This is a genomic window from Tropicibacter alexandrii, assembly GCF_003667315.2.
GTDB classification, from domain to species: Bacteria; Pseudomonadota; Alphaproteobacteria; order Rhodobacterales; family Rhodobacteraceae; genus Tropicibacter; species Tropicibacter alexandrii.
In genome coordinates, this window is the sequence record NZ_RCTZ02000001.1 from 452,467 (window position 1) to 472,694 (window position 20,228).

Below are 20,228 nucleotides of genomic sequence, written 5' to 3' on the forward strand. Positions count from 1 at the left end.
CTCCTCCCTGGGGTCGCCGCACCAGTTTCCGGGGCAACTGCCCCAGCTATGTCGGGCCTCTCTCCTCCTCCCTGAGGTCCACATGATCGCGGCGGGTCCTCTCCTCCTCCCTGGACCCGTCGCACAAGATACCGAGCCCCACTCCTCCTCCCGGGGTATCGGAGAACTTGGGCCCCGGTGCGTGATGCGCCGGGGTTTTTTCTTGGGTTGCATTCGGCAGGTCGGGCCCTTGACAATGCACCCATGATTTTCATCGAGCGCACCTACACCGTCGACGACACGGCGATGCCCTGCCGGTTCTTCAAACCCGAACCGGACCGCGGCGATTTCCTGTGTCGATATGAGGTTGACTGGCCCGACACCCCTTGGACCGGCGTAGGCAATGGGGTCGATACGGTTCAGGCGCTGCTGCTGGCGATGCAGGCCGCACATATCCAGATGATCGTCCGCCGCGACGAGACCGGTGCGCGCCTACTGCTTGACGGGGAGGAGAATCTGGCCATGCCTTTGGCAGAGACCGTTCGCGACCTCGCGCCCATCAGCCGCGTTTGACGAGACGTGCGGGCGTTGGGGACCTTTGCGGGTTTCGCCTTTGCTGAGGCTCAGGCGACCGGCTGGGGGGCGTTGCCCGTAGACGTGCCCCCTAATAGCTGAAGGGCGGACCATCGGCCCGCCCCCCTCGTCACTGCAATCGGCGACCCGCGCGACCACCCCGCCGTACCGGGCTGACGACCCTGTCCAACGCGACCTCGGTCAGCATCACCAGAAAGGCCTTGGCCGCGCGGCTGTGGCGACACCCGCCCGGCACCTCGTCCAGCGCATCGCGCGCCGCGCGCGCCGGGCTGGCGCCGGTCGGCAGGGTGAACACCCATTCCAGAAACCCCTCACGCGCCGCGACCTCGGCGCGCATGTCACTGACCTCTTGCAATCCGTCTACGATCTTCATGGCGGGCATCTTGCCGCGCTCCTTTCCCTCTGCGCCCCGCAGAGTTACGGGCGACGGCACAGGGCAAGGCAAAGCGACACGCAAAGCCCCCTCCCGCCCGCCGCAGGTGGACATTCGTGCCAAGGCTGGTTTCCGGACTTGGCGGGCGGGCCGGTGGCCCATTATGTCACGCACCTTCCCAAGACCCTTGGTCTCAGTGGCATCCGCGTGACGCCCATCCTTACCGTTGCGGGGGCAGTGCCGGACTTTCACCGGCTTCCCAATTCTCCACCCTTTCGGGTGGCACCCTGACGAGTCGGACGCTACCGCAGCGCGAAACGCCCCGCCAGACCGAAAACGACACCTTGCCGCCACCCGCGCCCCTTCCCCTTTGGCCCCCCATTCGCTAGACGACAGGCAAGAGAACAAGAGGATCGCCCGATGCCCCTGGAAAAGACATTCAACGCCGCCGAGGCAGAGCCGCGCATTTCCGCCAAGTGGCTCGACGCGCAGGCCTTTGCCGCCGGTGCCAACAAATCCCGCGACGAGTCCTTCTGCATCATGCTGCCGCCGCCGAACGTGACGGGTGCGCTGCATGTGGGCCACGCCTTCAACCACACCTTGATGGACATTCTGGTGCGCTGGCACCGGATGCGCGGCTTTGACACGCTCTGGCAGCCCGGTCAGGACCATGCGGGCATCGCGACCCAGCTTCAGGTCGAAAAGAAACTGATGGCCGAGGACGGCATCCGCCGCCGCGACATGCCGCGCGAGGACTTCCTGTCCAAGGTCTGGGAATGGAAGACGGAAAAAGGCGACACGATCATCCGCCAGATGCATCGGCTTGGGTCGTCGTGTGACTGGGATCGCAACGCCTTCACCATGTCCGGCGCGCCCGGTGCGCCCGAGGCCGACAGTCAGGGCAATTTCCACGATGCGGTCATCAAGGTCTTCGTCGACATGTACGAAAAGGGCCTGATCTATCGCGGCAAGCGCCTCGTGAACTGGGACCCGCATTTCGAGACGGCGATTTCCGATCTGGAGGTCGAGAATATCGAGGTCGCGGGCCATATGTGGCACTTCAAATACCCGCTCGCGGGCGGCGCGAGCTATACCTATGTGGAAAAGGACGAGGACGGGAACGTTCTGTTCGAGGAGGAGCGCGACTATATCTCGATCGCCACCACCCGGCCTGAAACCATGCTGGGCGATGGCGCGGTCGCGGTGCACCCGTCGGATGAACGTTACGCGCCCATCGTCGGGCAGCTGTGCGAAATCCCCGTCGGGCCGAAGGAACACCGCCGCCTGATCCCGATCATCACCGATGAATACCCCGATCCGACGTTTGGGTCGGGCGCGGTGAAGATCACCGGCGCGCATGACTTCAACGATTATCAGGTGGCCAAGCGCGGCGGCATCCCGATGTACCGCCTGATGGACACCCGCGGGGCGATGCGCGCCGATGGGGCGCCTTATGCCGAGGCCGCAGCGATTGCGCTGGCCGTGTCGCGGGGCGAACAGACGCTGACCGAGGCCGAGGCCGACGCGCTGAACCTCGTCCCCGACCACCTGCGCGGGCTGGACCGGTTCGAGGCGCGCGAAGCCGTGATTGCCGAGATCACCGCCGAAGGCCTCGCCGTGATGACCGAGGCCACCGACCCGCGCCTTGGCACCCCGGTCAAGAAACCCGTCGCCCCCGAAGAAGGCGGCGAGATGCGCACCGACGAGACCGAGCTGGTCCCGCTGGTCGAGGCCAAGCCGATCATGCAGCCCTTTGGCGACCGGTCGAAGGTCGTGATCGAGCCGATGCTGACCGACCAGTGGTTCGTCGACGCCGAAAAGGTCGTCGGGCCTGCGCTGGACGTCGTGCGCTCGGGCAAGATCAAGATCATGCCGGAATCCGGTGAAAAGACCTATTACCATTGGCTTGAGAATATCGAGCCGTGGTGCATCTCGCGCCAGCTGTGGTGGGGGCATCAGATCCCCGTTTGGTACGTGCCGGGCGAGGAAGACTGGTACGCGATCTGCGCTCCGACCGAGGCTGAGGCCATCGAAGCCGCCAAACTGCGCTTTGCCGAAGGGACCGAGTTCCGCATCGTCGCCGACGCGCAAGAAGCCGCGCAGGTCCTGCAAGAGCTGCGCGAGACGATGGATGTGCAGGATGAGGGCACGATCCGCACCTTTGACGGACCGATGCAGCTTCCGATGTATCGCGACCCGGACGTGCTGGACACGTGGTTCTCCTCCGGTCTGTGGCCCATCGGCACGCTGGGCTGGCCCGCCGATACGGATGAAATGCAGCGCTATTTCCCGACCGATGTGCTGATCACCGGCTCGGACATCCTGTTTTTCTGGGTGGCGCGGATGATCATGATGCAACTGGCGGTCGTGGATGAAATCCCCTTCCACACGGTCTACCTGCACCAGCTCGTCCGCGACGAGAAGGGCAAGAAGATGTCCAAGACCACCGGCAACGTCATCGACCCGCTGGAGATCATCGACGAATACGGCGCCGATGCGCTGCGCTTTACCAATGCGTCCATGGCGTCGATCGGCGGTGTGCTGAAGCTGTCGGTGGACCGGATCGCCGGCTATCGCAACTTTGGCACGAAGCTGTGGAACGCCGCGCGTTTCGCCGAGATGAACGAGGCCGTGGGTCTGGGCGGCGAGATGCCCGCGCCCAAGGCCACGCTCAACCGCTGGATCATGGGCGAGACGGCCAAGGTGCGCGAGACCGTCGATCTGGCGCTGACCGAGTACCGCTTCAATGATGCGGCCAGCGCGCTTTATGGCTTCGTCTGGGGCAAGGTCTGCGACTGGTACGTGGAATTCTCCAAGCCGCTGTTCGGCTCGGACGATGCGGCGCTGGCGCAGGAAACCCGCGAAACCATGTCCTGGGTGATCGACCAGTGCCTGATCCTGCTGCACCCGATCATGCCCTTCGTGACCGAGGAACTCTGGGGCACGCTGGGCGAGCGGTCCAAGCTGCTGGTCCATGCCGACTGGCCGACCTACACGGCGGCTGACCTCGTTGACACGGCCGCCGAGGCCGAGATCAGCTGGGTGATCGGCGTGATCGAGGGCGTCCGCTCGGCCCGCGCGCAGATGCACGTGCCGGCTGGGCTCTACGTGCCGCTGCTGGCGACCGGAATGGGCGCGGATGAACAGGCCGCGTGGGTTCGCAACGAGACGCTGGTGAAACGCCTCGCCCGGATCGAAAGCCTCGAGTCGGTCGACACCTTTCCCAAGGGCTGCGTCACGGTTCCGGTGGGCGGCGCGACGCTGGGCATGCCGCTGGCGGACCTGATCGACGTCGACGCCGAAAAGGCGCGGTTGGAAAAGACGCTGGGCAAGCTGGCCAAGGAATTGGGCGGGCTGCGCGGGCGTCTGAATAATCCCAAGTTCGCGGAAAGCGCGCCCGAGGAAGTCGTCGAAGAGGCCCGCGCCAATCTCGCGGCCCGCGAAGAGGACGAGGCCAAGATCAAGGACGCCCTTGCGCGTCTGGCCGAGTTGGGATGAACCTGAAGTAGGATGGGTGATCACCCATCCTACCTTTGTGCAGCGCGGAAGGACACGGCATGCTCAAGACCCGCATCATCCCCTGCCTCGACGTGGCCGATGGCCGTGTCGTCAAAGGTGTGAACTTCGTCGATCTGGTCGATGCCGGTGACCCGGTCGACGCTGCCCGCGCCTATGATGCGGCCGGTGCGGACGAGATCTGTTTCCTCGACATCCACGCCACCCACGAAAACCGCGGCACCATGTTCGAAGTGGTCACCCGCACCGCCGAACAGTGCTTCATCCCGCTGACCGTGGGCGGCGGCGTGCGCACCGTCGCCGATGTGCGCGCCCTGCTGCTGGCGGGCGCCGACAAGGTCAGCTTTAACTCCGCCGCCGTGGCCAACCCCGACGTGCTGCGCGAGGCCTCGGACCAGTTCGGCAGCCAGTGCATCGTCTGCGCCATCGACGCCAAGACAGTGTCCCCCGGCAAATGGGAAATCTTCACCCATGGCGGGCGCAAGCCCACCGGCATCGACGCGGTCGAATTTGCCGTGAAGGTTGCCGAAAAAGGCGCCGGGGAAATCTTGCTGACCTCGATGGATCGCGACGGGACCAAGGCGGGCTTCAACTTGCCCCTGACCCGCGCCATTGCCGATGCGGTCGATATCCCGGTGATCGCTTCGGGCGGGGTCGGCAATCTCGACCACCTCGTCGAGGGCGTGACAGAGGGCCACGCCTCTGCCGTGCTGGCCGCGTCGATCTTTCACTTTGGCACCTACACCATCGCCGAGGCCAAGGCTCACATGGCCGCAGCCGGCGTGCACGTCCGCCCATGCTGAGCGACGGGTCGGACGTCACCGTCGAGGAAGGCGAGGTCGAGGAAACGGCCTGCAAATGCTGCGGTGCGCCGACAACGGTGGTCAACGGCTTCCTGCGCGCCGGGGCGTATCACGCGGGCTGGTACACGGTCGGCGTGACGCTGAACGCGCCCGGCCACCTGCCTCTGCTCAGGCTCTATATCGGCGATTGGGGGGCCGAGGCCGGCCCGCGGGAACGCTGGGGCTTTCGCATCGGGATCGACAGCGACGGTCCTCAACTGGTCGACTGGCCCGACGCCGACAAGGCGGAAGCCGCGCCGGTCTTCACGCCGCTGGACCGCGCGCAGGTGCTGGGCACCCCGATGGAGCCGCAGATATTCACCTTGGTCGATGCCATACTGACACAGGACAGCCGCCTATGACTTTGGAAGAGCTCGAAAAGATCGTCGCCGCACGTTCCGAGGCCTCGCCCGAGGATAGCTGGACCGCGAAACTTTTGGCCAAGGGACCGGAAAAATGCGCCGAGAAATTCGGCGAGGAAGCGGTCGAGGCGATCATCGAAGCGGTGAAGAACGACCCCGATAAGCTCGCCTCCGAGGCGGCGGACGTGCTGTTTCATCTGCTCGTGATGTTGCGGTCGCGCGGCGTGACGGTGGCGCAGGTGATGGCCGTTCTGGCGGCGCGGCAATCGCAATCGGGCCTCGCGGAAAAGGCGGCGCGCGCCCAAAAGTAGGATGGGTGATCACCCATCCTACCTAGACCTGCCCGAAGATCGCGCCATAGTCCTCTGAAAGCAGGAGGGCGGCACATGACGCGCAAGGGCAATCGGGTATTCGGCATCGTCGGACTGGGCAATTTCGGGCGCACCGTGGCGACCGAATTGCAGCGGTTCGGCAACCATGTCATCGGCATCGACATCTCGGAAAAGCGCGTGTCGGCGCTGGCCGAGACCATCAGCCAGGCGATGATCGTCGATGCTTCGGATGATGCCGCGCTGCGCGAGGCCGGGCTCGATCAATGCGACATGGCGCTGGTCGCCATGGGGGCCAACCTCGAAAGCTCGATCCTCGCCTCGATCAACCTCAAACTCATCGGCGTGCCCGAGGTCTGGGCCAAGGCCACGACCCGCACGCATCACCGCATCCTGTCGCGGCTGGGCGTCGACCGGGTCATCCACCCCGAGGTCGAGATGGGCCAGCACATCGCGCAGGTTCTGCACAATCCGCTGGTGCGCGACTATGTCAGCCTCGGCAACGGCTATCACGTGGTCAATTTCCGCATCCCCGAAAGCCTCGAAGGGCAGCGCCTGTCCGACCTGCCCCATGGCGAAAAGTTCAACCTGCGCTGCATCGGCGTCATGCGCGGCACCGATTTCATCGCACAGGACGGCAGCGACTGTGCCCTGCAATGCGACGACCTCGTGCTGCTTCTGGGCAAGCGCGACGACCTGCGCAGCTTCGCGGCGAGCCTGTGATGCGCCGCTTCGTCCTGCGTCTGCTGGACCCGATGCGCAGCCCGAGGATACCGCCGCCCGCCGTGCTGGCGCTTTTCTACCTTGGGCTGATCATCATCGGAGCCGTGCTGTTGGCGCTGCCAGCCAGCCATCATGGCGCGGTCGGCTTGCGCGAGGCGATCTTTACCTCGACCTCGGCGGTCACGGTCACGGGCCTGTCGCTGGTCGATACCGGCAGCGCCTTCACCCCGTTCGGGCAGGCGGTGATCATGCTATTGATCCAGTTGGGCGGGCTGGGCTTGATGACCTTCGCGGTGCTGGTCTTTCTGGCGCTGGGAATTCCGGTCGGAATGCCCCACCGCCTGATACTGCGCGAGGACCTGAACCAGACCTCGCTGTCGAAGGTGACCAGCCTTGCGCGCCACGTTTTGAAGGTCTCGCTGCTGTGCGAGGCGGTGGGCGCCGCACTGCTCTGCCTCGTCTTCGTGCCCGAATTCGGACTGGCCGGGCTGTGGCAGGCGGTCTTCCACGCGGTTTCGGCCTTCAACAATGCGGGCTTTGCGCTGTTTCCCGACAGCCTCAGCCGATATGTCGGCAACCCGATCATCAACCTGACCATCCCGGCGCTGTTCATGATCGGCGGGCTGGGCTTTATCGTACTGACCGATCTGCACGATAAGCGCCGCTGGCAAGGGCTGACCCTGCATTCCAAGCTGATGCTACTGGGCACGCTGATCCTGACGATCTGGGGCGCGCTGATGGTCGGCCTGCTGGAATGGTCCAACCCAGCGACGCTGGGCGCCCTGCCCCTGCCCGACCGATTTTGGGCGGCGTGGTTTCAGGGCGTGACGCCGCGCACCGCCGGGTTCAACACCATCGACACGGGCGGGATGCACGATGCCACCTCGCTTGTGACCATGCTCTTGATGCTTGTCGGGGCCGGGCCGACATCGACCGCGGGCGGGATCAAGGTCACGACGCTGTTCGTTCTGATCCTCGCCACGGTCGCCTTCTTTCGCAGACAACAGACGCTGCATGCCTTTGGCCGGTCGCTGGGGCTGGAGGAAGTGCTCAAGGTCATGGCCCTGACGACCCTGTCCTTGCTGCTGGTGCTGTCGGGGATCTTCGTGATCTCGATCTCGCATGACGGCGATTTTCTGGATCTGACCTTCGAGGTCACCTCGGCCTTTGGCACGGTCGGCCTGTCGCGCGGGGCGACGGCGCAGTTGGACGGGGTCGGGCTGGCGGTGATCATGGCGATCATGTTCGTGGGCCGGGTCGGGCCGCTGACCATCGGGTTCTTTCTGGCCACCCGCAGCACGCCGCGCGTGCGCTACCCGTCGGGTCAAATCTATCTCGGCTGAGCCCCTAGAGTTTCGAGGAAATCACCCCGGTATTGAACCCGCCCATGCGCAATTCGCCGAACAGGCGCTGGTATTCGATCTTGGGGCAGCGGTTCTGGATCACGTCCAGTCCTCGCGCCTCGGCCATCTCGGTCGCCTCGGGCGAGGTCACGCCGATCTGCATCCAGACGGTGCGCAGGTTGGGCAATCGGGAAACCGCCTCTTCGACGATCGGCGGCACATGCTCGGACCGGCGAAAGATGTCGACCATGTCGACGGTCTCGGGGCAATCGGCCAGCGACGCCCGGACTTCCTGCCCGAACAGCCGTTCGCCGGCATGACCCGGGTTGACCGGGATCACCTTGTACCCCTTGAGCGACAGGTAACGGGCCACGTAATAGCTGGGCCGGACGGGGTTCATCGAGACACCCACCACGGCCACGACCTTGGTCCGCTTGAGGATGTCCCTAAGATGCGAGTCGCTGTAAGTCATGGTCATGGCGCGACCTTATCCGCCTCGGACGTGCAAGGAAACGCCTGCCTGCGGCGTGTTGCGGTCCGTTCTCGGCAAAGAAAAAGCGCCCGGGCAAAAAGACCCGGGCGCAGTTACGGAACGAGGGACAGTGAAGGTTTCGCGGGGGTTCCGTCCCCGCGACCTGCAACAGAGATAGGCGTAAATGCCACAGTTTAAAGTCCTGTAAAGAAGTCGTGAACAAAAAACCTTGACCCTGGGATTTTCGGGATTTTCAGGCGGGTTCGCGTTCCGCTTCGGCGATGGTTTCATGCATCCGCTCGGACGGGTCAGCGCCGATCACACGCGGCGCGCGCAAGACGAACAGCTTGCTGACCCCCTGCCACAGCCCGATGGACGGGGCGTTCACATCCTGGGGAAAGCGGTCGCGCCAGCCCTCGGGCAAGGCAATCCCGCGCTCTTCCAGCCGGTCCAGCATCCAGACCAGCGGGATATTGGCCAAGGGGCGCGCGTCCTCCTGCCCCCCAAGCTGACCGCCGACATCGCCATGCGTTCCCTTGAACCAGACCTGCTCCACATGCCCCGCGAAACCCGGCGGGCAGGACCACAGCACCGGGGCATAGGCCTGCCGTGTCTCGTCGCGGGCCAGCGCCTGAAACCCCGCCTTGACGCGCGGGCCCAACTCATGGCTGTGAAAAGCGTGCTCGGCGTCAGAAAAGCGCCAGAGCAGCGGCAGCCGCATGCCAAGCGCCTTGACCGTGTCCCAGACGCCCAGCATCTCGATCGCGACCCCGGCATGGCAATGCGCGGCCTGAAAGGCGCCCACAGTCTGGCTGACGCCCCGAAAGCGGTAAAGGCGATAGGCCTGCCGGATGTTGCGTTCGGTCGCGCTGTCGGCGCGCAGCAGGCCGACACGGTCGATGATCCCGGCCAGCGACCGCACCGCGTAGCCGCCGCGTGAATAGCCCAGCAAGAAGATCCGGTCACCGGGCCGATACCGCGAGGCCAGCCAACCATAGGCGCGCTGGATCTGCCGGTTGATGCCGCGCCCCATGGCCACGTCCGGCGCCGCGCCCCAACCGGTCCATTGCACGCCCGCCTCGTAATAGACATTGGCCGAACCCGCCTCCTTGAGCAGCAGGTAGGATCGGCCGACATTGCTTTCCTCACCCGGGGCGAGCGAGGACATGGTGCCGTCGAGCATGATGACATGGTCCACCGGGCCGCGTCGCGCACGCCATGCGGAATGGCTGGAGGCAAAGCGCCGCCTCAGCCAGCCCGGTAACCACTCATTCAGCCGCGATTGCCTGTTCATCCCTCAGCATCGCCCAAACCCGCATCGGGGTGAAGGGCATATCCACCTGTTTGATCCCGCGCGCCCAAAGCGCGTCCTGCACCGCGTTGCTGACGGCGGCCAGCGCGCCGACGGTGCCCGCCTCGCCGCAGCCCTTCATCCCCATCGGGTTGGCCGTCGAGGGGACCGGTTCGTAATCCAGCCCGATCATCGGCATGTCCTTGGCCCGCGGCATGGCGTAATCCATGAAGGTCGCGGTCAGCAATTGCCCGTCCTCGTCATAGACGACCCGTTCGGTCAGCGCCTGCCCGATGCCCTGCGCCACCCCGCCATGGACCTGACCGGTGGCCAGCATCGGGTTGATCAGGTTGCCGAAATCGTCGACCACGTTGTAGCGGTCCACCACCGTGACGCCGGTATCCGGGTCGATCTCGACCTCGGCGATGTGGCAACCGTTGGGATAGGACCGGCCCGGCAGCGTCGCCCGCGTCTGCCATGTCAGCAGGTCGGCCCGCCCGGCATCCCGCGCCATTTGCGCGACCTCCAGCATGGTGGGCGTCAGGTTCGACCCCTCCGCGCGGAATCGTTCGTCGTCGAAGGTCACATTCTCGGGCGAAACGCCCATTTCACCTGCCAGAAACTCCGAAAAGCCGGTGACGATCTCGGACACGGCCTGCAAGGTCACGTTGGTCTGCGTCGTGACCGAGCGCGACCCGCCGGTGCCGCCGCCCACGGCGATCAGGTCGCTGTCGCCTTGGATCACCTCGATCCGGTCGGCCGGGATGCCCGACTGATCGGACAGGAACTGGCGATAGACCGTCTCATGCCCCTGCCCGTTGGACTGGGTGCCGACATAGATCCGTGCGCCGCCGTCTTCGGTAAACTCCACCTTCACATCCTCATGCGGTTGGCCGAGGATAGACTCGATGTAATAACAAATACCCAATCCGCGCAGCTTGCCTGCCGCCTCGGAGGCGGAGCGGCGCGCCGCAAAGCCCGCCATGTCCGCCTTTGTCGCGCCGTGATCCATCACCCGGGGGAAATCGCCCACATCGTAGGTTTCGCCCGTGACGGTCTTGTACGGGAAGCTCTTGATGAAGTTGATCCGGCGCAGCTCCATCGGATCGACGCCCAGCTCGCGCGCCGCGCGGTCCATGACGCGTTCCAGCACGTAGATCGCCTCGGGGCGCCCGGCGCCGCGATAGGCGTCGACCTGCGTGGTGTTGGTGTAGAACCCTTCGGCACGCATATACGCCGTCTGGATGTCATACGTCCCGGTCAGGACGCGCGCGAACAGGAAGGACTGGATCATTTGCCCGAAATGCGAGTTATACGCGCCAAGATTGCTGCGCGTATGCACCCGGTAGGCGGTGATCCGGTTGTCCTCGTCAAAGGCCAGTTCCGCCAGCGTCACCAGATCGCGCCCGGCATTGTCGGTCAGCATCGCCTCGGTCCGGTCGGCCATCCATGCGACGGGCTTGCCCAGCGTCTTGGCGGCAAAGGCCACGGCGAAGTAATCCGGATAGGGGAAGCTTTTCATGCCGAAACCGCCGCCCACATCGGGATGGGTGACGCGGATATTCTCAGGCTCCAGGCCAAAGACCCGGGCCAGTTCGCCCTTCATCCCCCAGACGCCCTGCCCGCCAAAGGACAGGTGCAGGCGCGTGCCGTCCCATTCGGCGAAACAGCCGCGCGGCTCCATCGAGTTGGCGATGATGCGGTTGTCCCCGACCTCCAGCGACACGGTGCGCGCGGCGGCGTCGAAAGCGGCGTTGGTCGCCTCCTCGTCGCCGATGCCGTAATCATAGGCGCGGTTGTCGGGGGCCTCGGGGTGAATCGTCTCGCCGCCCGCGCCGGTGTCGAGCTTGGCGGGCAGGTCGTCATAGTCGAACTCGATCAGTTCGGCGGCGTCCTTGGCCTGCTGCAGGCTGTCGGCCACGATGATGGCGACCGGCTCCCCGACGAAGCGCACCCGTCCCTCGGCCAGCATCGGGCGCTTGGGCGCGGCGCCCTTGGTGCCGTCACGGTTGGGCGCGCAGGTGAAGGTCATCGACGTGTCGAGCCCATCCGCCAGCATGTCCTCGGAACTGTAGACGCCATGCACGCCATCGGCGGCGCGCGCGGCGCTCAGGTCCAGCCCGGTGATCGTGGCATGCGCCACCGGCGAGCGGAACATGTAGGCCACCAGCGCGCCCTCGGGAAAGGCATCCTGCATATAGCGCCCGTGCCCCGTCAGGAACCGCTGATCCTCGATCCTCGTAACCGGTTGGCTCTTGCCGAACTTTTCCATGGTGCTGCCCTCGCGCTGTACGTCTCGGGGCGGACTGTAGCGGTCAAGTCCGGGTTGTCCAGACGCTCAGCGCGTCAAAACCACCACGCTCTGAACACCATAGCCGTTGAAGCGCGTGGCAAGGGTGGAGGAATAGGCCCCGCAGGCGCCAAAGATCAGGTAATCGCCCTCGGACAGGTCGCCCGGCAGCGGCACGCGCTCGGACAGCCGGTCGAGACTGTCGCAGGTCGGGCCAAAGACGGTCATGTCGCGCGGGCGGCCGTGACGCGGCGCGCCTTCGGGCGAAATGGCCCGGATGCGGCCCGCAGGGCCAAGGTCGCGCCATTCGCTCAGGCCGCCATAGATGCCGTCATTCAGAAAGACCGCCGCCTCGTCGAGGCCCTTGACCCGCAGCGCCAGATCGTGGCTTTCGGCCACCATGGCGCGGCCCGGCTCGCAGACCAGCGGCGGGACCGTGTCAAAGGCGGCCTGTGCGGCGGTGCGGATGGCGTCGAAGATGGCGTGCAGGTCCGGCGCGTCGCCGTCCCGGTGCGCGGGAAAGCCGCCGCCCACGTTCAGCCGGTGCAGGCGGATGCCCGTCTCGCGCGCGATCTGTCCCGCCGCCTCGATATAGCGCACCCAAGCGCGCGGATCGGGGCATTGCGTGCCGGGATGAAAGGTGATCGACGGCTTGCCGCCGCGCTCGACGACCTGTCGCAGCAGCTGCGCCACCGCCTCGGGACCGGCACCGAATTTCGAGCCGAAATCATAGACGGCCCCGGCGACGGGCAGCTTGAGCCTGACGGCAATCTCCAGGCCCTCGATCTGGCCGAGCTTGTCCAGCTCGCTTGCGCGGTCGACCGACCAGCTGACACAGCCAAAGCGCCGGGCCTGCGCGATCTCGCGCCGCGAGCGGACGGGGTTGTGGTAATGCAGGCGCGCCTGAGGCGCGACCGCGCGCACCAGCGCCATTTCCTCGGGCGAGGCCACGTCGAACGCCGTCATGCCGCCCCGCGCCAGTTCCGCCAGAACGGCGCGGTCCGGGTTGGCCTTTACCGCATAGGTCACCTCGCCCGGGAAGGCGCGGAATTGCGCCTGCGCCCGGCGCAAGCGGGCCGGGTCGAAGAACAGGATCGGCTCGTCCGGGCGTTCCTGCGCCAGCCAGTGGGCCGGGTCCGACTGTAATGCCTGTTGCAATCCCATCATGCGCTCCTGTTCTGCTCTGCATAAAGGGTGCGGCAGGAAAAGCTCGAAATCACGTGGCAAATCTGCCAATCTGACTCATGATTTTCGACACATCGCAGGGATGATCATGCAAACCGACGAAACCGACCGCGCGCTGATCGCGGCCCTGTCCGAGAATGCCCGCCTGCCGGTGGCCGATCTGGCCCGGCGGCTGGGGATCGCGCGCACCACGGTGCAGGCCCGGATCGACCGGCTGGTCGAGCGCGGGCTGATCGCGGGCTTCACCCTGCGGCGCGGGCCGGGCCTGCGCCCGCCCTTGCGCGCCACGGTTCTGATCAGCGTCGAGCCGCGTGCCACACCCGCCGTGCTGGACCGGCTGCGGTCGATGCCGCAGGTCGATTGCGTGCACACCACCTCGGGGCGGTTCGATCTGATCGCGCAACTGGCGGCGGAGGATACCGAGGTGCTGGATCAGTGCCTCGACCGGATCGGCGAGGCCAAGGGCGTGCGCAGCAGCGAAAGCCTGATCCACCTGAGTACGAAAATCGACCGAAGCGCCTGAAAGTAGGATGGGTGATCACCCATCCTACTCCGGGTCACTCCTCGTCCTCTTCCAGCGCATAGCGCTTGAAGAGCCCGCCCTGGAACAGGAAGAAGCCGAAGATCGCAATCGTCAGACCGAAGGTCTTGAACGTCACCCACATGTCGGTGCTCTGCGTCCGCCAAACCAACTCGTTCAGCACCGCGAGACCGAAGAAGAACAACGTGATCCGCTTGGTCAGGATCATCCAGCCTTCGTGCTGCAGGGGCATCATCCCCTCCATCACCTTTTCTAGCCAGCTTTCGCCCCGCATCAAGCCCACGGTCAGCGCGCCACCGAACAGCAGGTAGATCAGCGTCGGCTTCATCTTGAAGAACCGCTCGTCGTTCAGCCAGACCGACAGCCCGCCAAACACCACGATCAGCACGGCCGTGACCACCTGCATGAGGCTGAGATGGCCGGTCAGCTTCCACAGCAGGCCCATGCAGAGCAGAAAGACCGGGATGAACCCGGCCGTCACGACGATGAACCCCTTGTAGTCGGTGCCCCCGATGGTGAAGACATCGTCCTTCAGCCACAGGTAGGCCACGAAAAAGGCCAGCACCGGGCCCAGTTCCAACGCCGATTTCAGCTTGGGGTCGATCTTGTTCGGGGTGTTCTCGGTCATGCGGCCTCCCTTGGCTGGCGCTGAGATAGGCGCTGATGCGCCCGGGCGCAATGCGCTACTCGCCCAACACGGTCAGCGCACCGACAAGGATGGTCGCCAGAACGAACCCGGCGATGCGCTGGAAGTGAAAGAAACTGCGCGTCAACGGGCGCACATGGGTGATCTCGCCATGGCGCGGATGCGGGTCCATCAGCGGAATGGCGTTTTCCAGCGAATACCAGAAACAGTCCGTCAGGCTTTCCTCGCGCAGCATGATGCTGCGCCGCGCGATCACCGCCCCCGCCAGCACCAGCGCGCCAAACCACCACAGCAACCGGAACGGGTAGACGCCAAAACCCACCACCGCCATCCATAGCCATTCGCCAAGGCTGACAAAGGGTTGGCCCTGCCGTGTTTCCATCCGGTGAAGGTGGCGGGCATAGGCGACCCGAGCCGCCGCCATCTCGGCCCCCAGATCCTCCAGCACGGTTTCCAGCTGCCGGAAGGGTTGCGGCACGTAGCCCAACCCTTTGGGCCGCGCGCCCTCGATCCAGTCGATCAAGACCGGCGCGTGAATCTGACCGGGGTGAAAACCGCCATCGCGCCATGCCCCGCCCAGCCGCGCATAGGCAAAGCCTGACAGGTCCACCGGCAGGCGCGTGCCATCGGCGCGCACCCAGCTTTCGGGCATGCGCGACAGCAGGCTGGTGGCGGTCGCGTTGCGCAGGATCAGCCGCGCCTCCCCGGCCCAGATCGGGTCCGCCTCGCCCACCCGCAGCACCAGCGCGTTCATCGCCGCATCGGTCAGGTCGGCGCGCTCGGCAATCTGCGCCGCCCCCAACAGCACGTCGCCTTCGATCTGCGCCGCTGGCATGTCCAGCTGTGCAACTTCGCTGCCCTCCCCCAGCACAAAATCGCCCCCGACCTGCGCCCGCGCTGCGTCGAACTGACCCGGCACCCGCACGCCACGCGCCCGGACCGAGCCGCCGATCACCGCACCAGTCAGGTCTGCGCCTGAATGCAGAACCGTATCGCGCAGGAACAGACTGTCGCCCAGCTCCATCAGGTCGGCGTTCAACAGCCCGTGGAAGGTGCTGCCGCTGGCGCTGAGCTGCCCGCCGATCATGGCCCCCAGCAGGTCGACGCGCTGGAACTCTGCCCCTTCGCGGAGAAAGGCGCTTTCGCCCACCTCCAGCCGGTCGGCGTTGAACAAGCCCTCGAAGCGCGACCCGCTGACCGACAGCCGCCGCGCAACCTTGACCCCCAGCAGATCGACGCGCTGGTAGACGCCGCCATGGCGCATCAACAGATCGATTCCGATCTCGGTGCCATCCGCGTCGAACTGGCCGGAAAACCGCGCGCCGCTGGCGTCAAGCGTGCCGCCGATGCGCGCACGCAACAGGCTGAGCGTGCCGATCTGGGCACCGGCATCCAACAGCAGGTCGCTGCCGATGGCGATCCGATCGGCGGCGATAACACCGGCCACGCGGGCGCTGGTGGCCACCAGACTGCCGCCGATCTGCGCATGGTTCAGGTCGATCCCGTCGGCCACGGTCCCCACAAGCGACAGGTCGCCGCCCAGCCGCAAGCCCGGCGCGGCCAGCCGCGCGGCGCCCAGATCGCTGCCATCCAGCGCCAGCCCGCGCGACAGGTCAGCGCGCGTCAGGTCCAGACCCTCGGGCATCCGGCTGCGACGCAGACCCAGTGCCACGCCCAGCGTTGTCTCGGACAGGTCCAGCCGACCCTCGATGCGGGCGCAGCGCAGCGCGACCACCGGGCGCGGCAGGGCTTGGACATACTCCGCCGAGGTGACCATCTCGCGCAGGAGCCGCGCGCGGATCACCCGCGCCTGCGGCCAGCCCTCCTGCGCGCGCATCGCGGCACAGCCTGCGCCGTCATCGGCACCCGCCGTCTGGCGCAAGTCCGCCACCTGCCCGGCACAGACCTGCCCCCAGACAAAGCGTTCGGCGCGGTTGACCCAATCCGGCGGGGCGACGGCACAGCCTTGGGCCTGCACCGCAAGCGGCGCGCAAAACATGAGGACAATCAGGCAAAATCGGATCATGGCGGGTAACGGGAATTCGGTTCAATCCCCTGTCTTTTACCCGCCCATCTCCACGATGACAGCCCCCGCCGCGATCAAGGTCATCAGGGCGATGCGCCGGGGACCCACCGTTTCTTTCAGCACCAGCCAGCCGATCAGCGCCGCAAACACGGTCGAGGTCTCGCGCAGGACAGCCGCTTCGCCGACCTTGTCCAGCCGCGTGGCCAGCATGATGCCGCCAAAGCTGAAATAAGCGATGATCGCCCCGACAAAGCCACGCCCCAGAAGCGGGCCCAAGGTTGGCGGGTTGGGCAGGTTGCGCCACCGCAACGCGGCGGCGATGGGCATCACCCAGCCATCGAACAGGAAGAACCACGCGAGAAAGGTGAACGGGTCCGCCGTCGCCCGGATGCCGTAAGCGTCGTAAGTCGTGTAGAGCGCCACGAACAGCCCCGTCGCCACCGCAAAGATCAGCGCGCGCGACAGCGTCTCGCGCGCCTCGACAAGGTAGCGCCAGTTATACAGCGCCAGCCCGTAAATTCCCGCCAGAAGCACACCCACACCGGCCCATTGCACCAGCGTGAAACGCTCGCCAAACACCAAAGACGCGCCGATCACCGCGAACAAGGGTCCGGTGCCGCGCACCACCGGGTAGACCACCGTATAGGCCCCCTGCGTGTAGGCCAGCGCCTGCAAGACCTTGTAGACCGTGTGGATCACCAGCGCGCCGACGAGGATGATCCACATATGCGGCTCGGGCCACGGCACGACGAAGAGGGCAAATGGCGCGGCCATCACCCCGTACATGCCGTCGATCGCGCCGCGCGAGAGCCACGGGTCGTGTCGCCCCTTTTGCAGCGCGCCAAAGGCCGCGTGCAGGAACGCCGCCATCAGCGCCAGCGCCAATGCCAGTTGATGACCGGCCTCGGTGCCTTCGAGGGAGATCAGCCAATCGCTCATCTTGGCCCCGCGTCGGGAACCGGCATCGGCAGCGGGCGGTTCCTGTCACTGACACAACGATCAGCAGGAGAGGACGCATGTGGGAACAGCTTGGGCAGGAATTCGGCGGCAGCTTCTCGGTCGTTCCGGCCTCGATCGCCTTTGTGCGTCTGTCGGTGGCCGTCGTCCTCGCCGCCATCGTCGGGCTGGAACGCGAGTTGCAGGGCAAGCCTGCGGGGCTGCGCACGCATATCCTTGTCTCCGTCGCGGCCTGCCTGTTCGTGCTTGTGGGGCGTGAATTGTCGGCGCTGGATTTCGGCTCCAGCGGTGAACAGCGCCATGACCCGCTGCGCATGATCGAAGCAGTCACCGCCGGGGTCGCTTTTCTGGCCGCCGGGGTGATCTTTACCAGTCGTGGCAGGGTTCAGAACGTGACCACCGGCGCCTCGCTGTGGCTCTGCGGTGCCATCGGCCTTGGCTGCGGGGCAGGCAGCATGGTGCTGGCGGCGCTTGCCACGGTGGTGGTCGTCGTCGTGCTGTTCGTGTTGCGGCAGGTCGAAAAACTGCTGGGCACCCACGATCGTTAAAGCCCGGTCAGCGCGGCGGCGAATTCCTCGGGGTCGAAGGGGGACAGGTCGTCGATCTGCTCGCCCACGCCGATGGCGTGGATCGGCAGGCCGAACTTGTCCGCCAAGGCCACCAGCACACCGCCCTTGGCCGTGCCGTCGAGCTTGGTCATCACCAGCCCCGACACATCTGCCAGCTTCTGAAACGTCTCGACCTGATTGATCGCGTTTTGACCCGTCGTCGCATCCAGCACCAACAGGGTGTTGTGCGGCGCTTCCGGGTCCTTCTTGCGGATCACGCGGACGATCTTGGCCAATTCCTCCATCAGGTCGGCGCGGTTCTGCAAGCGCCCGGCGGTGTCGATCATCAGCAGATCCGCCCCATCGGCTTGCGCCCTGGTCATGGCGTCAAACGCCAACGAGGCCGGGTCGGACCCCTCGGGCGCGGTCAGGACGGGCACACCGGCGCGGTCGCCCCAGACCTGAAGCTGTTCGACCGCCGCCGCGCGGAACGTATCCCCCGCCGCGATCACCACCGACTTTCCGGCGGCGCGGAACTGGCTGGCGAGCTTGCCGATGGTCGTGGTCTTGCCCGCGCCATTGACGCCGACCACCAGCACGACCTGCGGTTTCTTGCCATATAGCGGCAGGGGCCGTGCCACCGGCTCCATCACGCGGGCGATTTCCTGCGCCAGCAACCCCTTGATTTCCTGGGTCGAGACCTTGCGGCCATAGCGGCCCTCGGCGATGTTCGCCGTCACCCGCAAAGAGGTATCCACGCCCATATCCGAGGCGATCAACAGCTCTTCGAGTTGTTCGAGCATCTCGTCATCGAGCGTGCGCTTGACCACCGGGCCTGCCCCGCCGCGCCCCAGCAGTCGGCCCAGAAAGCCGGTCCGGGGCTGATCGGAGGCGGGCTCTTCAAGCTGCGGCATGTCCAAGGGCGTGACATCGGGGCGCGGATCGGCGGGCGTGGCCGGAACCGGTTGCGGCGTCTCCTCTGTCTGCGCGGGTGGCGGGGGCGCTTTGGGTTCGGAGGGGGGCGGTGGCGCAGGCTGCGGCGGCTCGGGCGCCTCTTCGGTGCCGCCATCCTGCACGATGGCATCCAGCCCCTCGTCCAGCTTGGACGAGGATTTGAAGAGCTTGTTCTTGAGCTTGCCGAAAAGGGACATGGGGAAACGCCTGTCGTCTGTGGTCCCTCTCACCTAATACGCCTTGGCGCCTGATGAAAGTGTGAGTTGACCGCCGCCCCGCGTCCACACCCTAATGGCTTATGTCCCGCCTGCTGCTGATCTGCCTTTTGCTGTTGCCTGCGGCGCTGCGTGCGCAACCCGTTGACGAGCCCGGTACGTTGTGTTCGCCGGGGGCGTTTGGGCAGGTTCAGTGCATCCGCCCGTCGCATTTCGTGCATGACACCTGTCAGGCGATCGAAAGCTTTGCGCGGCTGAACGGGCTGGATCCCGGCTTCTTTGCGCGGCTCTTGTGGCAGGAAAGCCGGTTCGACCCGCACGCGCTGAGCCATGCCAATGCGCAAGGCATCGCGCAGTTCATCCCGTCGACGGCCGCATTGCGCGGGTTGCGGGACCCTTACAATCCGGCAGAGGCGATGGAGTATTCCGCCGAGTACCTTGGCGAACTCAGCCGCCACTATGGCAATCAAGGGCTGGCGGCGGTGGCCTATAACGGTGGCGAGCGGCGCGCAGACGGGTTGGTGACGCGCTCCGGCGGGCTGGCGCGCGAGACCATCGACTATGTCCAGATCATCACCGGGCTCAGCGCCGAGACATGGCGTGACAATCCACCGGATCGGCATGACTTTTCCCTGCAACCGGACAAGCCCTTTGCCACCGCCTGCCACGAGTTGGCGCTCAACCGTCGCCTGACGCCCTATCCGGAGCCGGAACCCGAGATGCTGCAATGGGGCGTCCAGCTGGCCTTTGGCACGACGCAGGACCGAGCCTTGGCGCAATACCGCCAGAGGGTGCGCAGCTGCGCCGCGTTGGTAAAGGGCGAAAAGCCCGATCTCGTCTGGCAGAAAAGCCGGGCAAGCCCCAAGGGCGGGTATTTCATGGCGCGCATCGGGCGCAAGGACCGCGACTCGGCTTGGTCCTATTGCAGCAAGCTGAAGGCGCGCGGCTGTGTCTGTGCCGTCTACAAGAACTACTGAATTTCACAAAGCCGATAAACTACGCCGAATATGTCTCAAATTTCCGAACAGATGATCATAATCTC

19 protein-coding genes and 1 riboswitch are annotated in these 20,228 nt (G+C 65.7%); of the genes, 10 read left to right on the forward strand and 9 right to left on the reverse strand.

The genetic code is table 11. The features are described from left to right. The first annotated feature begins 243 nt into the window (after positions 1-243). Positions 244-552: a DUF6968 family protein gene (locus D8Z78_RS02210; protein WP_121632181.1), complete on the forward strand. Its 309-nt coding sequence runs from the start codon at positions 244-246 to the stop codon at positions 550-552. Positions 553-682: 130 nt separating this feature from the next. Here the strand turns inward: D8Z78_RS02210 and D8Z78_RS02215 are convergent, their stop codons facing one another. Further along, positions 683-946 (reverse strand): hypothetical protein, encoded by a 264-nt coding sequence (locus tag D8Z78_RS02215; protein WP_128910588.1) that lies wholly within the window; start codon positions 944-946, stop codon positions 683-685. A gap of 106 nt (positions 947-1,052) precedes the next feature. Next, positions 1,053-1,251, reverse strand: a riboswitch (cobalamin riboswitch). Between the two features lie 115 nt (positions 1,252-1,366). Between D8Z78_RS02215 and D8Z78_RS02220 the strand changes: the two genes are divergently transcribed. The 6 genes from D8Z78_RS02220 to D8Z78_RS02245 all read left to right on the forward strand — a co-directional run bounded on the left by D8Z78_RS02220 (position 1,367) and on the right by D8Z78_RS02245 (position 8,061). After that, positions 1,367-4,444 carry a valine--tRNA ligase gene (locus tag D8Z78_RS02220; protein ID WP_121632185.1) on the forward strand — a complete coding sequence of 1,026 codons (3,078 nt, stop codon included), beginning with the start codon at positions 1,367-1,369 and terminating at the stop codon, positions 4,442-4,444. A gap of 59 nt (positions 4,445-4,503) precedes the next feature. Further along, entirely contained in the window at positions 4,504-5,265 is a 762-nt protein-coding gene (gene hisF, locus D8Z78_RS02225) for an imidazole glycerol phosphate synthase subunit HisF (RefSeq protein WP_121632187.1), read from the forward strand. Continuing rightward, positions 5,259-5,666, forward strand: coding sequence for a hypothetical protein (locus D8Z78_RS02230; RefSeq protein WP_121632189.1), 408 nt, complete (start codon positions 5,259-5,261; stop codon positions 5,664-5,666). Before hisF ends, D8Z78_RS02230 begins: the two co-directional genes overlap by 7 nt. Further along, complete coding sequence (locus D8Z78_RS02235; RefSeq protein WP_121632190.1) at positions 5,663-5,977, forward strand: phosphoribosyl-ATP diphosphatase; 315 nt, start codon at positions 5,663-5,665, stop codon at positions 5,975-5,977. Before D8Z78_RS02230 ends, D8Z78_RS02235 begins: the two co-directional genes overlap by 4 nt. 75 nt (positions 5,978-6,052) lie before the next feature. After that, the gene (locus tag D8Z78_RS02240) at positions 6,053-6,718 is read left to right on the forward strand and encodes a potassium channel family protein (RefSeq protein WP_121632192.1); all 666 of its coding nucleotides are present in this window, start codon (positions 6,053-6,055) and stop codon (positions 6,716-6,718) included. Continuing rightward, positions 6,718-8,061: a TrkH family potassium uptake protein gene (locus D8Z78_RS02245; protein ID WP_121632194.1), complete on the forward strand. Its 1,344-nt coding sequence runs from the start codon at positions 6,718-6,720 to the stop codon at positions 8,059-8,061. Before D8Z78_RS02240 ends, D8Z78_RS02245 begins: the two co-directional genes overlap by 1 nt. 4 nt (positions 8,062-8,065) lie before the next feature. Here D8Z78_RS02245 and D8Z78_RS02250 read toward each other — a convergent pair whose 3' ends face one another. From D8Z78_RS02250 to D8Z78_RS02265, 4 genes are all read right to left on the reverse strand, one after another. Beyond that, entirely contained in the window at positions 8,066-8,539 is a 474-nt protein-coding gene (locus tag D8Z78_RS02250) for a CoA-binding protein (RefSeq protein WP_121632195.1), read from the reverse strand. 247 nt (positions 8,540-8,786) lie between these two features. After that, positions 8,787-9,827: a DUF2235 domain-containing protein gene (locus D8Z78_RS02255; RefSeq protein ID WP_121632197.1), complete on the reverse strand. Its 1,041-nt coding sequence runs from the start codon at positions 9,825-9,827 to the stop codon at positions 8,787-8,789. Continuing rightward, on the reverse strand, positions 9,802-12,096 hold the full coding sequence (locus tag D8Z78_RS02260; RefSeq protein ID WP_121632199.1) for a xanthine dehydrogenase family protein molybdopterin-binding subunit: 2,295 nt from the start codon (positions 12,094-12,096) through the stop codon (positions 9,802-9,804). The genes D8Z78_RS02255 and D8Z78_RS02260 overlap by 26 nt, the downstream gene beginning before the upstream one ends. Positions 12,097-12,162: 66 nt before the next feature. Then, a complete protein-coding gene (locus tag D8Z78_RS02265) occupies positions 12,163-13,278 on the reverse strand; it encodes a type III PLP-dependent enzyme (RefSeq protein WP_121632200.1) in 1,116 nt (371 codons plus the stop codon). Positions 13,279-13,387: 109 nt separating this feature from the next. On the opposite strand from D8Z78_RS02265, the gene D8Z78_RS02270 reads away from it, so the two are divergent. Then, positions 13,388-13,822 (forward strand): Lrp/AsnC family transcriptional regulator, encoded by a 435-nt coding sequence (locus tag D8Z78_RS02270; RefSeq protein ID WP_121632243.1) that lies wholly within the window; start codon positions 13,388-13,390, stop codon positions 13,820-13,822. 34 nt (positions 13,823-13,856) lie between these two features. On the opposite strand, the gene D8Z78_RS02275 is transcribed toward D8Z78_RS02270, so the two are convergent. From D8Z78_RS02275 to D8Z78_RS02285, 3 genes are read right to left on the reverse strand one after another with little or no spacing between them, the layout of a single operon-like run. Continuing rightward, a complete protein-coding gene (locus D8Z78_RS02275) occupies positions 13,857-14,468 on the reverse strand; it encodes an inner membrane-spanning protein YciB (protein WP_121632202.1) in 612 nt (203 codons plus the stop codon). 55 nt (positions 14,469-14,523) lie between these two features. Then, entirely contained in the window at positions 14,524-16,512 is a 1,989-nt protein-coding gene (locus D8Z78_RS02280) for a hypothetical protein (RefSeq protein WP_121632204.1), read from the reverse strand. A gap of 36 nt (positions 16,513-16,548) precedes the next feature. Further along, the gene (locus D8Z78_RS02285) at positions 16,549-17,451 is read right to left on the reverse strand and encodes a DMT family transporter (protein WP_121632206.1); all 903 of its coding nucleotides are present in this window, start codon (positions 17,449-17,451) and stop codon (positions 16,549-16,551) included. Positions 17,452-17,528: 77 nt separating this feature from the next. On the opposite strand from D8Z78_RS02285, the gene D8Z78_RS02290 reads away from it, so the two are divergent. Further along, a complete protein-coding gene (locus D8Z78_RS02290) occupies positions 17,529-18,017 on the forward strand; it encodes an MgtC/SapB family protein (protein ID WP_121632208.1) in 489 nt (162 codons plus the stop codon). Here D8Z78_RS02290 and ftsY read toward each other — a convergent pair. Further along, on the reverse strand, positions 18,014-19,168 hold the full coding sequence (gene ftsY / locus D8Z78_RS02295; RefSeq protein WP_121632209.1) for a signal recognition particle-docking protein FtsY: 1,155 nt from the start codon (positions 19,166-19,168) through the stop codon (positions 18,014-18,016). The two genes, D8Z78_RS02290 and ftsY, sit on opposite strands and share 4 nt — an antisense overlap. Positions 19,169-19,269: 101 nt before the next feature. Between ftsY and D8Z78_RS02300 the strand changes: the two genes are divergently transcribed. Next, positions 19,270-20,163 (forward strand): lytic transglycosylase domain-containing protein, encoded by an 894-nt coding sequence (locus D8Z78_RS02300; protein WP_121632211.1) that lies wholly within the window; start codon positions 19,270-19,272, stop codon positions 20,161-20,163. Positions 20,164-20,228: the final 65 nt, after the last annotated feature.

Bases quoted from the DNA above. Each gene is read 5' to 3' on its own strand.
- D8Z78_RS02210 (WP_121632181.1), top strand. From the start codon at position 244: ATGATTTTCATCGAGCGCACCTACACCGTCGACGACACGGCGATGCCC.
- D8Z78_RS02215 (WP_128910588.1), bottom strand. From the start codon at position 946: ATGAAGATCGTAGACGGATTGCAAGAGGTCAGTGACATGCGCGCCGAG.
- D8Z78_RS02220 (WP_121632185.1), top strand. From the start codon at position 1,367: ATGCCCCTGGAAAAGACATTCAACGCCGCCGAGGCAGAGCCGCGCATT.
- hisF (WP_121632187.1), top strand. From the start codon at position 4,504: ATGCTCAAGACCCGCATCATCCCCTGCCTCGACGTGGCCGATGGCCGT.
- D8Z78_RS02230 (WP_121632189.1), top strand. From the start codon at position 5,259: ATGCTGAGCGACGGGTCGGACGTCACCGTCGAGGAAGGCGAGGTCGAG.
- D8Z78_RS02235 (WP_121632190.1), top strand. From the start codon at position 5,663: ATGACTTTGGAAGAGCTCGAAAAGATCGTCGCCGCACGTTCCGAGGCC.
- D8Z78_RS02240 (WP_121632192.1), top strand. From the start codon at position 6,053: ATGACGCGCAAGGGCAATCGGGTATTCGGCATCGTCGGACTGGGCAAT.
- D8Z78_RS02245 (WP_121632194.1), top strand. From the start codon at position 6,718: ATGCGCCGCTTCGTCCTGCGTCTGCTGGACCCGATGCGCAGCCCGAGG.
- D8Z78_RS02250 (WP_121632195.1), bottom strand. From the start codon at position 8,539: ATGACCATGACTTACAGCGACTCGCATCTTAGGGACATCCTCAAGCGG.
- D8Z78_RS02255 (WP_121632197.1), bottom strand. From the start codon at position 9,827: ATGAACAGGCAATCGCGGCTGAATGAGTGGTTACCGGGCTGGCTGAGG.
- D8Z78_RS02260 (WP_121632199.1), bottom strand. From the start codon at position 12,096: ATGGAAAAGTTCGGCAAGAGCCAACCGGTTACGAGGATCGAGGATCAG.
- D8Z78_RS02265 (WP_121632200.1), bottom strand. From the start codon at position 13,278: ATGGGATTGCAACAGGCATTACAGTCGGACCCGGCCCACTGGCTGGCG.
- D8Z78_RS02270 (WP_121632243.1), top strand. From the start codon at position 13,388: ATGCAAACCGACGAAACCGACCGCGCGCTGATCGCGGCCCTGTCCGAG.
- D8Z78_RS02275 (WP_121632202.1), bottom strand. From the start codon at position 14,468: ATGACCGAGAACACCCCGAACAAGATCGACCCCAAGCTGAAATCGGCG.
- D8Z78_RS02280 (WP_121632204.1), bottom strand. From the start codon at position 16,512: ATGATCCGATTTTGCCTGATTGTCCTCATGTTTTGCGCGCCGCTTGCG.
- D8Z78_RS02285 (WP_121632206.1), bottom strand. From the start codon at position 17,451: ATGAGCGATTGGCTGATCTCCCTCGAAGGCACCGAGGCCGGTCATCAA.
- D8Z78_RS02290 (WP_121632208.1), top strand. From the start codon at position 17,529: ATGTGGGAACAGCTTGGGCAGGAATTCGGCGGCAGCTTCTCGGTCGTT.
- ftsY (WP_121632209.1), bottom strand. From the start codon at position 19,168: ATGTCCCTTTTCGGCAAGCTCAAGAACAAGCTCTTCAAATCCTCGTCC.
- D8Z78_RS02300 (WP_121632211.1), top strand. From the start codon at position 19,270: ATGTCCCGCCTGCTGCTGATCTGCCTTTTGCTGTTGCCTGCGGCGCTG.